The organism is Bacillus sp. NTK034, from assembly GCF_017303275.1.
Taxonomy (GTDB): domain Bacteria; phylum Bacillota; class Bacilli; order Bacillales; family Cytobacillaceae; genus Cytobacillus.
On the sequence record NZ_JAFKOJ010000001.1, the window covers coordinates 1,015,062 to 1,027,972 of the forward strand.

Annotated in this window: 13 protein-coding genes; all 13 read left to right on the forward strand. The window is 38.1% G+C overall.

Annotated features, from left to right (window positions below; translation table 11 throughout):
• Window positions 1-72 precede the first annotated feature (72 nt).
• The 13 genes from JI665_RS05070 to JI665_RS05130 all read left to right on the forward strand — a co-directional run bounded on the left by JI665_RS05070 (window position 73) and on the right by JI665_RS05130 (window position 12,894).
• On the forward strand, window positions 73-2,040 hold the full coding sequence (locus JI665_RS05070) for a TRAP transporter permease (protein ID WP_206837084.1): 1,968 nt from the start codon (window positions 73-75) through the stop codon (window positions 2,038-2,040).
• 23 nt (window positions 2,041-2,063) lie between these two features.
• Complete coding sequence (locus JI665_RS05075) at window positions 2,064-2,780, forward strand: 4-carboxy-4-hydroxy-2-oxoadipate aldolase/oxaloacetate decarboxylase (RefSeq protein ID WP_206837087.1); 717 nt, start codon at window positions 2,064-2,066, stop codon at window positions 2,778-2,780.
• Between the two features lie 20 nt (window positions 2,781-2,800).
• Entirely contained in the window at window positions 2,801-3,886 is a 1,086-nt protein-coding gene (locus JI665_RS05080) for an Ldh family oxidoreductase (RefSeq protein WP_206837089.1), read from the forward strand.
• 180 nt (window positions 3,887-4,066) lie between these two features.
• A complete protein-coding gene (locus tag JI665_RS05085) occupies window positions 4,067-5,164 on the forward strand; it encodes an amidohydrolase family protein (protein WP_206837092.1) in 1,098 nt (365 codons plus the stop codon).
• A 19-nt stretch (window positions 5,165-5,183) separates the two neighbouring features.
• Window positions 5,184-5,537, forward strand: coding sequence for a Rieske (2Fe-2S) protein (locus JI665_RS05090; RefSeq protein WP_206837096.1), 354 nt, complete (start codon window positions 5,184-5,186; stop codon window positions 5,535-5,537).
• A 48-nt stretch (window positions 5,538-5,585) separates the two neighbouring features.
• Window positions 5,586-6,236, forward strand: coding sequence for a GntR family transcriptional regulator (locus JI665_RS05095; RefSeq protein ID WP_206837098.1), 651 nt, complete (start codon window positions 5,586-5,588; stop codon window positions 6,234-6,236).
• A gap of 93 nt (window positions 6,237-6,329) precedes the next feature.
• Window positions 6,330-7,217: an NAD(P)-dependent oxidoreductase gene (locus JI665_RS05100; protein ID WP_206837101.1), complete on the forward strand. Its 888-nt coding sequence runs from the start codon at window positions 6,330-6,332 to the stop codon at window positions 7,215-7,217.
• A gap of 349 nt (window positions 7,218-7,566) precedes the next feature.
• Entirely contained in the window at window positions 7,567-8,370 is an 804-nt protein-coding gene (locus JI665_RS05105; RefSeq protein WP_206837104.1) for an IclR family transcriptional regulator, read from the forward strand.
• A gap of 381 nt (window positions 8,371-8,751) precedes the next feature.
• Complete coding sequence (fabG, locus tag JI665_RS05110; protein ID WP_206837107.1) at window positions 8,752-9,492, forward strand: 3-oxoacyl-ACP reductase FabG; 741 nt, start codon at window positions 8,752-8,754, stop codon at window positions 9,490-9,492.
• 165 nt (window positions 9,493-9,657) lie between these two features.
• A complete protein-coding gene (locus JI665_RS05115) occupies window positions 9,658-10,089 on the forward strand; it encodes a MaoC family dehydratase N-terminal domain-containing protein (protein WP_244671076.1) in 432 nt (143 codons plus the stop codon).
• Window positions 10,090-10,112: 23 nt separating this feature from the next.
• Entirely contained in the window at window positions 10,113-10,532 is a 420-nt protein-coding gene (locus JI665_RS05120) for a MaoC family dehydratase (RefSeq protein ID WP_206837110.1), read from the forward strand.
• 12 nt (window positions 10,533-10,544) lie between these two features.
• A complete protein-coding gene (locus tag JI665_RS05125; protein WP_206837113.1) occupies window positions 10,545-11,708 on the forward strand; it encodes an acyl-CoA dehydrogenase family protein in 1,164 nt (387 codons plus the stop codon).
• Between the two features lies 1 nt (window position 11,709).
• Entirely contained in the window at window positions 11,710-12,894 is a 1,185-nt protein-coding gene (locus tag JI665_RS05130; RefSeq protein WP_206837116.1) for an acyl-CoA dehydrogenase family protein, read from the forward strand.
• Window positions 12,895-12,911 lie beyond the last annotated feature (17 nt).

Genomic DNA, 12,911 nt, shown 5'->3' on the forward strand with positions numbered 1-12,911 from the left:
CTAAATGGTTCCTTCTTCCCTTGTAGAAAAGAGAATTTTTACAAGGGGAGTCACTATGAAAGGAGGTTTATTATGTCAAAGTTAGTAAACCAACTAGGTGATTTATTTACTGAAGATGAATCAGAGATAAAAAAGAATAGCCGTAATTTATCAAAAAATTATCTTATTTTTATCGGATTAGCAGGACTAATATGGGCTCTTTTCCATATCTATACAATGGGATTTGGGACTTTGCCAGGCATTATTCAGCGTTCTATCCATTTAATTGGTGCGATTATCATCTGTTTCCTCATTTTTTCAGGTTCTAATAAGTTAAAAAACAATAAGTGGCTTTTGAGATTAGATATTTTGTTAATCCTATTAGCATGTATGGTTACTATTTATGTTATTTCCATTTATCCAAGAATAATTGAACAGCATGGAGTTTATAACACAACAGATATTATAATGGCAACGATTTTGTTAATTATTGTTCTTGAGGGTGCTAGAAGAGTACTAGGCTGGTTTATTCCCTTTTTAGTGATTTGCGGGATCGCATATGCCGTCCTGGGACCCTATTTTCCTGGAATATGGAGACATGCTGGGATAGGCTATGAGAGACTGATGCAAACCTATTTATTGGGAACGCAAGGGATTTGGGGACAATTAATGTCTATTTCTACAAATATCTTAGTGATTTTCGTCTTATATGGATCTTTAATTCTTAGCTTGGGATTAGGGAATGCTATTTTTGATTTAGGTTCAAAGTTAACTGGTAAGTGGCGAGGGGGAGCTGCGCAACTTGCTACAGTAACAAGTGCGTTATTCGGCTCTGTTAATGGAAGTACTGTTGCTAATGTAGCAACAACTGGAAATTTCACCATACCTCTCATGAAAAGGCTTGGCTACGATAAAAACTTTGCTGGTGCTGTTGAATCTGTCGCCTCATCCGGCGGACAAATTATGCCTCCTGTTATGGGTGCCAGTGCTTTTCTTATGGCTGAACTACTGGCTCTCAATTACGTGGATATAATGATTGCAGCATTGATACCAGCTTTATTGTTTTTTGTGTCTATTATGATATCAATCTATTTTTATGCACGGGCGAATAAATTAACTGGTCTTTCCGATGAAGAGATTCCTACTTGGAAGCAGGCAATCAATTGGAGAACATTTATTCCTTTATTCGTTCCATTAATATTATTAGTCGCATTGTTATTTTCAGGATACACGGCAGGAAAAGCTGGATATTCGATGTATATCGGCACAATTGTTTTGTATTTTATCTGCAATGTAAGATCGAAAAAGGAATTTATAGCAACAATTAAAAGGATTATATCTGGATTGGACGGCGGAGCTAAGAGCATGGTGACTATTGTAATGCTGATAGCGGCAGCACAGACTCTTGTGACTACGATTAACACCAGCGGTTTGGGAGTAAAGTTTTCCTTAGTGACAATGTCATTTAGCCAGGGAAATCTCTTTTTGGCTTTAGTTCTGGCAATGGTCATTACGATCATACTGGGAATGGGTGCTCCTACTCCGGCTGCCTATGTGCTATCTGCATCTGTTGTTGGTTCTGCATTAATAAATCTGGGTATTGAAGGTATAGCAGCACATATGTTTTTACTTTATTTTGCTGTATTATCTGCCATTACCCCACCAGTATGTGCAGCGATATACGTTGCTTGCGGAATATCTCAAGGAGATTGGATGAAAACAGCAATGTACAGCTTAAAAATTGGTTTAACTGCTTTTATTATTCCGTTTATGTTTGTTCTTGACCCGGTTCTATTAATGAAAGGAGAACCAATCGACATTATTTTAAGTGTCTCTACAGCCCTTGCAGGCGTTGTGATATTAGCAGTGGCTACAATGGGGATTTTAATAAACAAGGCTAACATAGCAGAAAGAATATTTGCGTTTGCGGCGGCGATATTATTGCTCATCCCTGGTCACATAACAGATATTTTTGGTATAGGCATATTTGTAATTATGTGCCTTATACACTGGAAGGGTGCCATTGCTTCGCGGAAAAATGAGCATGCAATAAGCAAATAGCAGGTTGAAAATTAGGAGGTAAAATGTCAATGTCCTACTTCGGTAAAATATACTCTCAAATAGAACGAGCAAATCCAAAAGTAATTGAACAATTTAAAGATCTGGGTGTATCAACAGTTTACGAGGCAATGGATCAGGAGACACTAATGGACCCTTCCATTAGGCCTATCTGCAATGGGAAGGTTATCGCCGGATCAGCTGTTACAGCTATTAATACACCAGGGGATAATCTCTCTATGCATCTTGGCTTATCCCTTACTCAGCCAGGAGATATTTTAGTTACTGGGTTTATGGGCAATCATTCATCTAATGCTATTTGGGGAGAAATGGCAACACTTTCCGGAATTGGAAGGAAAATAGCCGGTGTTATTGCAGATGGAGCCGTAAGGGACGTCAAGGCAATAGTTGAAAACCAATTCCCAGTGTGGGCTAAATCTATTTACTCAAAAACCAGCAGTGTTGAGAAAATCGGTGGAATAAACGTACCGGCAGTTTGTGGAGGAGTTCTGGTCAACCCTGGTGACATCATAGTCGCAGATGATGATGGAGTGGTTGTTGTACCTGTTGAACAAGCAGAAGAAGTTTTAAAGAAGGCCCAAAAAAGAGCTGACAGAGAGAAAGAAATAAAGGAGCTTTTACTTCAGGGCAAAACGCCTTATGAAATTTTTCATATGGATATTACACTTGAAAAAAGTGATATCCCAATATTTAATGATAAATATCATTCTATGAAAGTATGAGCGGTTAAAGGGGGAAAACAATGATTACTGTAAGTGCAGAAGGGCTGCAGAAATTTGTACAGGACGCATTTATAAAAGTCGGGTTAAATAATGAAAACTCAAGGTTGGTTAGTGAGGTTTTAATAGATGCTGATCTGAGAGGAGTACATTCCCACGGGGTGCAAAATTTGCCTCGGTGGGCACGAGGGTTTTTAAAGGGGCATCTTCAGAAGGAAGTTAAATATGAAGATATGGACAAAGGACCCATTACAGTGATTGATGGGCAAGGGAGCCTTGGAGTTCTTGCTTCTGATATCGCAATGAATGCAGCGATCAAACGGGCAGAAAAATACGGTATAGGTATTGTTGGAGTTAAAAACAGCAGCCACTTCGGACCTGCTGCCTATTATACAAGGAAAGCACTGCACCATCATCAAATTGGATTTTGCACGACAAACGGTCCTGCGGTTATGGCTCCATGGGGCGGAAAAGAGGCACTACTAAGCAATAATCCATTTTCTTACGCTATACCAGCTGGAGACGAACCCCCCATCGTACTTGATATGGCATGCAGTGTATCTGCCAGAGGAAGAATCAGAATGATGGCACGTGAAAATGAATCGTTGCCTGAAGGCTGGGCAATTACGAAAGATGGGGAACCTACAACTGATCCGCGTGAAGCAGTCGAGGGAACCGTATTGCCATTTGGAGGTTATAAAGGCTATGGAATAGCTGTGATTAACGAAATTTTATCTGCGGCATTAACAGGAGCGCTATTTTCTTTTGAAGTTGGAGGAATTTCTAAAGGGCCGGCTGAAAGTGAACTGCAGAACCATGAACAGGCTGCATGGGGCTGTGGACATGTCTTTGGTGCTATAAATATAAACAGATTTGGAAATGGTGAAAACTTCCAGAGTAGAGTTGCCTATTTAAGCCGTACTTTACGGGGCTCCCCTAAAGCAAAAGGGCATGAAAGAATATACTTACCGGGAGAAATAGAAGCTGAATTAAAGAAAAAAAGGGAAGTTGATGGAATTCCATTGAAGCAGACTACTGTTTCTCTAATTAATTCATTTGCCCGTGATGAAATCGGAATAAACCTACTGGAAGCATATTGTAATAACTGAGTCTATATATGAAACTTTATAATCTATATATAATAGAAGTAAGTAAACTTTATAAAAATTAATTACCAGGGAAAATTTATTGCCTGGCCTTATTCATCCTCCACATTGAGTAAGGTTCAAATAATAAATTAAATTGTCGACAATATACTTTATAGCCTGTTATTTTTTGGAGGGGACTATATGGAAGCAAACAATAGGAAAAAAATTATCGATGCTGATGTACATCCTTGGATTAACGGGGATATTAAAGGCCTGCTGCCTTATTTAAGCAAATCTATGCAAAAAGTTTTCGATGGCAGGTTGTCATTACCTGATCACCCGCTGCGTCCGCCATTGGAAAAATCAACCTCCATCAGACTTGATGCAAAACCCCCAGGTGGAGGTGCTGGTGGATCTGATCCAATCTATATGAGTGAAGTTTTGCTGGACCGGTACTATATTGAACATGCAATTCTAACTTCAGTACAGGCAGGGAAAATAGTTGTCTATCCCAATCCTATCGAAGCCACAGCATTAGCCAGGGCCTTTAATGATTATTTTATAAATGAATGGCTGACAGTAGACTCACGGTATAAATTGGCGATGTGTGTAGCAGTTCACGATCCGTTGAAAGCCGCAGAAGAAATTAGGCGAATTGGCCATGAAAAAGGAGTGGTTGCTGTCTTTATGCCTTTATTCAATATTTTAATGGGGAACAGCTACTATTTTCCTATTTATGAAGCTGCAGAAGAGCTGGGATTACCAATACTTATTCATCCTACAGGCACAGAAGGCGGCTTTTCAACAAGTGTTGCCATGGCTGGAGGTGTACCTTCCAGTTATATTGAAAGACATACAGATTTCCCTCAGATTGCATATGGAAATTTGGTTAGTATGGTATTTGAAGGAGTATTTGTGCGTTTCCCCAAACTAAAAGTCCTGGCCGCAGAATTTGGTTACAGCTGGGTTCCTTCCATTATGTGGAGAATGGATCAAAACTGGCGTAATTTCAGAAAGGAAGTTCCATGGCTTGAAAAGGAACCTAGTAAATACTTGTTAGATCATGTCCGTTTTACCTCCCAGCCGGTAGAAGAGCCTGAAAAAGGAAAATATCTAATGCAGATTTTCGAAATGATGCATGCAGAGAAAACATTAATTTTTAGTACTGATTACCCGCATTGGGATAATGATTTTCCAGATAACACCTTTTCATCAATGCCCGACACATTAAAACAGAAAATATTTTATGATAATGCTGCTGAACTATTTAATTTAGATAAAGCAGGAGTTACCAAATAATAAGGAGGTCACATAAGGGATGGCATATTGTATAGGGGATCTTAACCAAATTCCGGAAGGAAAGGCACTGATCACTGATTTAAATGGAACTTCTATCGGAGTCTTTTATGAAGATGGAAAAGTATATGCAGTTAGAAACGTTTGCCCCCATAAACTTGCACCAATATGTGAAGGTGCAGTATGCGGAACTATGCTTCCAAGTAAGCCTTCAGAGTTTGAGTTTGGTCTTGAAGGAAAAGTGTTGAGATGTCCATGGCATGGATGGGAGTTTAGCTTGGAGACAGGGGATGCACTTTTTGGCATAAGTAATAGAAAAGTTAAGACCTACCCTGTTCAGGTTAAAGATGGTATGATTTACGTAGAAATGGGATAGTTAGTAACTTTCCAGAATCATACTGTTATAAGTGAGGAAACTAAAACAATGAGCTTTGAAAATACAACATTATCACAGCGAATTTCTGAAGAAATAGCTATAAAAATTTCTGAGGGTGTCCTTAAACCGGGTGACAGGTTATTGGAATTAGAACTGACTGAAGAATTTGGCACCAGCAGAGCTCCAATCCGTGAAGCATTATTCATTTTAGAGAAGGACGGAATTGTAGAGAGGGTACCCCGAAAAGGCGTCTTTGTAAAAAAAAGAACCAAAAAAGAGCTTCTTGATCTTTATGAAGTTGTGTACAGGTTATTAGAAATAGCCTTAACCAAACTGAATGATTCATGTACCGATGAACAATTGGAAGAAATTAGTGTTCTAATTATTAAAATGGGGGAAACACTTGAAGGCAATAAGGTTAAGCAATGTTTTGACCTGCTCGAAGAATTACAAATGAATTTTTTTATCTTCTCTGGAAACACAGTTTTAAAAGATTTATATATGAGAATTAATAGTCAATTGATTCCTTTTAGATATATTTCTCTTTCCTACCCTACCAGTATGGAACATTCAATAAGGGAATACAGCGAAATACTGAATGGCTTAAAAGAAAAAAATCAAAATAAAATACTTGATAGCTTAAAAAGGAAGGAAAAGCGGGCTCTGGCTATATTGGAGAAATTCGTAAACAACCAATGAACAACAAACTAACATCCAGTTAAGACGTTCCTGATTATTTTTTGCCCAGAGCGTGACTTATTTACTTCCGTTAATACGGGGAGCGTGCTGAAAATGAACGTTGGATTAATTGGTTTAGGAAATTTGGGCGGACGAATTGCCCGTCATTTAATAAAAAAAGGGTATAAACTATCTGTATATGATTTAGATCGGGGATTGTTACAAACTTTTGCAGAACTTGGTGCAATTACATATGAATTTCCCTCTGAGCTGGCAAGGAACAACGACTATGTTATTACTGTGCTGCCAAATGCCAAAATAGTTAAAAACGTAACTCTGGGTCCTAACGGGCTGTTATCCGGATTTTCAGGAGGAAGCACCTTAATTGACATGACTAGTTCCGTCCCGGAAATCACAAAAGAAGTTGGCAATGAGCTGCTGAAATATGATATCCATATGCTGGATGCCCCAGTAAGCGGGGGTGTTAAGAAAGCCGAAGATGGAACCCTGGCCATTATGGTTGGTGGAGACGAGGACGTTTTCTTGGATGCCTATCCTCTATTAAATGACATCGGCTCCAATGTAACACATGTTGGAGAATTAGGGGCAGGCCATACAATAAAAGCTCTTAACAATATGCTTTGTGCTGCTACTTTAGCCGCCACTGCAGAAGTCCTTGCCATTGGCACCAAGCTTGGCCTTAATCCCGAAAAGATGCTGGAAGTAATTAATACAAGCAGCGGGAGGAGCCACTCGAGTGAAATCAAATTTCCTCAGCAAGTAATATCAAGAAAATTTGATGTGGGCTTTACAATTGATTTAATGTGTAAGGATCTTGCCATTGCCAGTGGTATAGCTCAAGGAGCAGAGGTGCCTGCATTTATTTCCAGCGCTGTGTTTCAAGTATGGCAATATGCAAAGTCTCAAGGCGGAGGGGAGATGGATCATACTGCGATTGCGAAATTTATAGAGGGAATGGCGGGTGTTGAGATTAAAGTGTGAAAATTAAAGTATATAGTAAATAGATTCTGAGTGCGTTTTTTAGCCAAAAGATATCTTATTAAAGCCCCTCTTTTGCAGGGGCTTTTTTCTATAGATAACCTTTCAATTAAAAAAAAATAGGATTTAATCCTTTCTATTGGTCAGTTACTAAAGTAAGTTACAAAGCGATACTCTTGGGAAGGCATATTTCAATATTTAGAATAATCAATTTTTTAATTGACGAAAAACTTTTTTATATATAAAATAATTATTAGAAGTAAATATATTAACTTTGCTTAGTTTATAGCTGCTTCTGTTATAAATTTACCAAATTTGTTAAGTCACTACAACTTTGTCAGGAGGAAAGTCAATGGAAAATAAATTAAGTGAAGCGGAAAGTAAAGGAAAGAGAAAATACAATGTTCCAGCAGTTGATAGCGCTTTCAAAATACTGGCGCTTTTAAGCAGAAAAAAATTTAATAAAAGCAATTTAACAGAAATTGCAAAAGCTACTTCTTTAACTCCGACAACATGTTATCGTATCCTGCAGAAATTAGAGGAGCTTTCAATTGTTCGTTATGATAAAGGCTCAAAACGGTATAGCCTGGGACCTTATTTAGTTGTTCTTGGAGAAAGGGCAAAAGAAAATCTGTTTGATATTTCAGTTATTCTCCCTTATTTGGAAAAACTCTCTGAGCAAACTGGACTTACTACGTTTCTTGTTAATAGAATTGGCAAAAAGCGTTCCACGATATTGGCTAAAGTTGAAGGTGAAGAATTTGGAATTAACGTTTCAGTAGGAAGACATTTTTCAGTAGTTGATGGGGCATATGGAAAGTGTTTATTAGCTTATATGGATGAAGAGGAATCAGATGAGTTATTACGAATGAATGATGGCCTGCGTAAGCTAAGTGAAGAAGAAATTATTGAATTAAAAGAAGAGCTGCCCGCTATACGAAAAAATGGATATGCTACTACATTTGGTGAGTACATTGAGGGTATCGTTGGTGTTTCAGCTCCCATTTTTAATAATGAGGAGAGTGTGGAAATGGCCATTGCGATTATTGGAATGACTGCCCAGCTGAAGGATCAGGATATTGGGAAGATGGGAGAGAAAATCAAAGGTGTTGCGACTGAAATCAGTATGAGATTAGGCGGAAACTTTCCGCAATAATATAATGACAATTTAAGTACCTAGACAAATACTCATAAATTGTATTTGCATATTCTCCTTTTATTTTGGATCAGCAAGAGTTTTGCCCACATCCAAAGTTTGAGGAGATTTTTTTTTGAATTTTGAATTGACTTTCTGGTAATATCCCCTATTGAAAATACGCTGTTCAATTTTCCGGCCATAAAAAGACACAGCAAAATTCTCTTTAATACAGGTGATTTTCAATGGATTCCCACTAGTCCAAATTTTCTAAAATTTCATTGACAAAAACTTTTTTCTTATATAAAATTTAATTAAGATAAATGTAAGCCCTTTCTTAGTGGTTTTCAACAAGCATCACTGTTTTAAATATCAAATAAAAATGGGATGGAGTGGAATTAGATGAATCTGGAAGGAAAAGTTGCAGTAGTTACGGGAGCCGGACAGGGAATTGGAAGAGAAATTTCCTTGTTTTATGCAAAGCACGGAGCAAATGTTGTTGTTGGAGATTTAAACCTGGATTCTGCAGAACAGGTTGCCCATGAAATAGAAGAAATAGGAACTAAAGGTTTTGCACAGCAAGTTGATGTTGCCGAAAAAGAAAGTGCCCAAGGACTAATCCAAGCTGCAATCGACCATTTTGGTGATATTGACATTTTAGTAAATAATGCAGGGATTACTAGAGATGCTATGCTACATAAAATGACGGAAGAGCAATTTAAACAAGTGTTGGATGTTCATATGAAAGGTACATTTCTGTGTATGCAGGCTGCCGCCGTCCATATGAGACAAAAGCAAAAAGGAAAGATTGTAAATATTTCTTCCATTGCAGGAAAAGTCGGAAATATGGGTCAAGTAAATTATGCAGGAGCAAAAGCTGGTATTGTTGGCATGACAAAGGCTGCAGCGAAAGAGCTTGCTAAATTCCAAGTTAATGTAAATGCTGTTCAGCCTGGTTTTATCGATACTGACATGACACGTGCAGTCCCTGAGAAAGTTCGGCAGCTTAAAATTGCCGAAATACCTATGCAGAGGGTCGGCGAACCATTGGATATTGCTAAAGCTGTTCTTTTCCTAAGCTCTGATTATTCCGATTACATGACAGGGAATGTGCTCGAAGTAACCGGTGGAAGATTTATGTAGTATTTGTTTAGAAGATTTTAAGTTTTACATTATCCCAAAAATTGTTTGAGGTAAGTATAAATAAATTTTCAGAAGTGAATGCAGAATACTTAGATAATCATTTGGTCATTTACGATAATCTAATAGAAAAGCAGGTGAACAAAACTGAGTGCTGTCAAAGAGCTAATGGGTTTGGAGCTTGCTCCATATACGTATTCAGTAGAAAAAGGAAAAATTAAAGAGTTGGCTGCGGCAATTGGTGATCCTAATCCTATTTATTACGATGAGGATGCAGCAAGAAATGAAGGCTTTGATGGAATACCTATTCCATTAACCTTCCTCCAAGTGATTGATTTATGGGGTGGATATAGTTTTGAGCAAAAATGCCAAATGCTAAATTTAAATCCGGTTAAAATCTTACACGGGGAACAAGGTTATCAATTTCTTAAAACAATATATGCGGGTGATAAACTTACTGTTTCAGGCAAGGTTGCTGATGTTAAAGTCAAGCAAGGGTCCTCTGGAGGGATGAACCTGATTACTTTGGAATTTGAATATAGAAATCAGTTTAACGAACTGGTCGCCCGTTCTAGAAATGTAACAATTGAGCGGCATTAAAAAACATTTTGGATGTGATATTCATGTGGAAGTATTACGATGATTTGAAAGTTGGAGACCATTTTCCCAAAATTTTAAAGGAACCGATTTCCCGTGTTCAATTAGTGAAGTATGCTGGTGCTTCAGGAGATTTTAATCCCCTCCATACTGTTGAAAAAGCAGGTGAAAAAGCAGGGACCGGCATTATTGCACATGGAATGTTAATTATGGGAATGGCTGCACAAGGTGTAACCAGCTGGATTCCCCGCATGTATGTTAATTCCCTTCAAATTCGCTTTCGGAGTATGACATTTCCCGGTGAGCGGATTCATGTTACTGGAAAGGTATTAGAAAAGAAGGAAAACAATCTAATCGTAAGTGAAGTCATTGCTATGAATGACGAGGGTGAAGTTAAAGTATCTGGTACTTTTGAAGCCACATTGCCTTCAAAAATTGCACATTAAGGAGGAAAAAGCATGAACTTTGAATATTCACAGGAAGCTGAGGGTTTTCGTGACTCTTTTCGAAGGTGGTTAGAGGCGAATTTTCCGAAAGAATGGAATCAGGAGGTAACAGGAGAGAAGTGGGTTCAAAGGCGTAAGGAGTGGGGGAAAATGTTAGGTCAGGGTGGGTGGGTGGCACCAGCCTGGCCAAAGGAGTATGGAGGTCTGGGTCTTACTATTGAACAACAATTAGTATATATAGAAGAATTGGTTCGAATAAATGCTCCTGAAGTATTGAATTCAAATGGAATAGGTATTTTTGGGATGACTTTAATCCGTTATGGAACAGAGGATCAAAAGAAGTATTATCTTCCTCGTATGCTAAATCACGAAGATATTTGGTGTCAAGGCTTCTCGGAACCGAATGCTGGTTCAGATTTGGCCGGACTACAAACAAAGGCGAAAGATAACGGAGATCATTATGTGTTAAATGGCCAAAAAGTATGGACTTCTTATGGTCCATATGCGAATAAATGTTATATCTTAGTCCGTACAGCTGAATCGAGATACAAAGGGGTTAGCATGATGATCCTGGACCTGGATCAGCCGGGCGTGACTGTCCAGCCGATTAAAAATATTGCTGGCGAATCAGAACTAGCTGAAGTTTTCCTGGACGATGCAATTGTTCCCAAAAGAGATTTAGTTGGAGATATAAACGATGGCTGGGAAATGGCGAACTATGCTCTTGCACATGAGCGTGGGATTCACTTCGCTCAACGTTCCTTAAAAATGCAGCAGGAATTCCAGCAGCTAATTACACTATTCCAAGAGCAGATACAAGCTGGAAGCTCTCCCGCAAATAGCCCTATCATGCAAAGTAAATTAGTCCAATCCTATTTATCCTGCGAAATATTAAAAAGTGTTTGTTTACGTAATATTGCCTTAATTGCACAAGGAGATGATACCGGTGCATTGCCGGCAATAGCAAAATTGGTTTGGAGTGAAAGCCATCAGGATTTACTTAATGTAGGTGTAGAGTTATTAGGAGAAGAATCCTTATTGAAAGGTGAAAATCAAGTTTGGATGGAAAAATTCCTCTTATCAAGGGCTGAAACCATTTATGCAGGAACAACACAAATCCAAAAAAATATTATCGCAAAATCTTTAGGGTTGCCTAGTTCGAAAGGAGGAAAATAAAATGGAATACCGATTCTCTGAGCAGCAGCAAATGTTAAAACAGGCTCTTCATTCATTGTTAAAAAAGGAAATGCCTATTGAAGTTTTTAGTGAAGTTGCTGAGAATAAAGATGGGTTTTCTAAAGGTGCATGGAAGAAGCTTGCAGAAAATGGATGGCTGGGCGTCCTGGCGAAAGGTGAATGGCAAACCTTAGAAGACGTTGGCCCCCTTGACTTAATGTACCTATCTGAATCGGTTGGAGAGAAACTTTTTCCTGGTCCGATTTCTTTGGTAGCCGGATTTATCGTCCCATTATTAAGTCAAATGAAATTAACGAATCAGCAGCAGGATTTATTGAATATAGTTATTTCTGGAGAAAAACTCATAACTTCTGCTTTACCTAAACTGGAAAAATCACAAAATAAGATTGAGTTCATTTGGCCTGAAATAAAAATTCTAAATGAAGAATTCGATAAAATTCAATTAAGCGGCGAAATTAAACACGTACAGTTTTTACAACACTCAGATGTTATTTTATTACCTTTAAAAGGCAAATTTGGACATACTTCAGCTATTTTGTTAAATGCCAAAAATGAAGGAGTTAACATAATTTCTGAGCAATCGGCGGATTTGTCCAAACCTCAGGGTACTTTAGTACTAGATGGAGTGTGGATAAATCACGATGATTTTATCGGAGGAAATGAAAGCAACCATAAAGAATTATTAAATAAACAACTTATTGATTATTTATTATGTTTAAACGGTGAAATGATAGGCGGAGCAAATGAAGTTCTGAATAGAACGGTTAATTTTGTTAAAGAAAGGAAACAATTTGGCGTTCCTGTGGGCTCCTTTCAAGCAGTAAAACACATGATTGCAGATTTGCATATAGCAATTGAAAAAGCCCGCAGTTATAGTGTGTATGTAGCATCTCAAACTGGGAAGAGATCAAATGAAACCCTATTAAATGCTATTTCCAGCCGCCTTTTTACTACAGATATTTATAAGAAAGTATGTGAAGATGCTATACAGCTGCATGGCGGAATGGGGTTCACATGGGAAGAAAGCATTCACTATTGGTACAAAGCATCAATGTTTCAACAATCCCATATTACACATCCAGCAATCATGACTGAATTTATTCTCCAGCACTTGCTATCAAAGTCTGAATATTCAAGAGAATTCCAATACAACCAAATGGAGTAAAAAGAGTATTTTTGTCT

Excerpts from the sequence above, each read along its gene's own strand:
- JI665_RS05070 (WP_206837084.1), top strand. The coding sequence starts at position 73 with ATGTCAAAGTTAGTAAACCAACTAGGTGATTTATTTACTGAAGATGAA.
- JI665_RS05075 (WP_206837087.1), top strand. The coding sequence starts at position 2,064 with ATGTCAATGTCCTACTTCGGTAAAATATACTCTCAAATAGAACGAGCA.
- JI665_RS05080 (WP_206837089.1), top strand. The coding sequence starts at position 2,801 with ATGATTACTGTAAGTGCAGAAGGGCTGCAGAAATTTGTACAGGACGCA.
- JI665_RS05085 (WP_206837092.1), top strand. The coding sequence starts at position 4,067 with ATGGAAGCAAACAATAGGAAAAAAATTATCGATGCTGATGTACATCCT.
- JI665_RS05090 (WP_206837096.1), top strand. The coding sequence starts at position 5,184 with ATGGCATATTGTATAGGGGATCTTAACCAAATTCCGGAAGGAAAGGCA.
- JI665_RS05095 (WP_206837098.1), top strand. The coding sequence starts at position 5,586 with ATGAGCTTTGAAAATACAACATTATCACAGCGAATTTCTGAAGAAATA.
- JI665_RS05100 (WP_206837101.1), top strand. The coding sequence starts at position 6,330 with ATGAACGTTGGATTAATTGGTTTAGGAAATTTGGGCGGACGAATTGCC.
- JI665_RS05105 (WP_206837104.1), top strand. The coding sequence starts at position 7,567 with ATGGAAAATAAATTAAGTGAAGCGGAAAGTAAAGGAAAGAGAAAATAC.
- fabG (WP_206837107.1), top strand. The coding sequence starts at position 8,752 with ATGAATCTGGAAGGAAAAGTTGCAGTAGTTACGGGAGCCGGACAGGGA.
- JI665_RS05115 (WP_244671076.1), top strand. The coding sequence starts at position 9,658 with ATGGGTTTGGAGCTTGCTCCATATACGTATTCAGTAGAAAAAGGAAAA.
- JI665_RS05120 (WP_206837110.1), top strand. The coding sequence starts at position 10,113 with ATGTGGAAGTATTACGATGATTTGAAAGTTGGAGACCATTTTCCCAAA.
- JI665_RS05125 (WP_206837113.1), top strand. The coding sequence starts at position 10,545 with ATGAACTTTGAATATTCACAGGAAGCTGAGGGTTTTCGTGACTCTTTT.
- JI665_RS05130 (WP_206837116.1), top strand. The coding sequence starts at position 11,710 with ATGGAATACCGATTCTCTGAGCAGCAGCAAATGTTAAAACAGGCTCTT.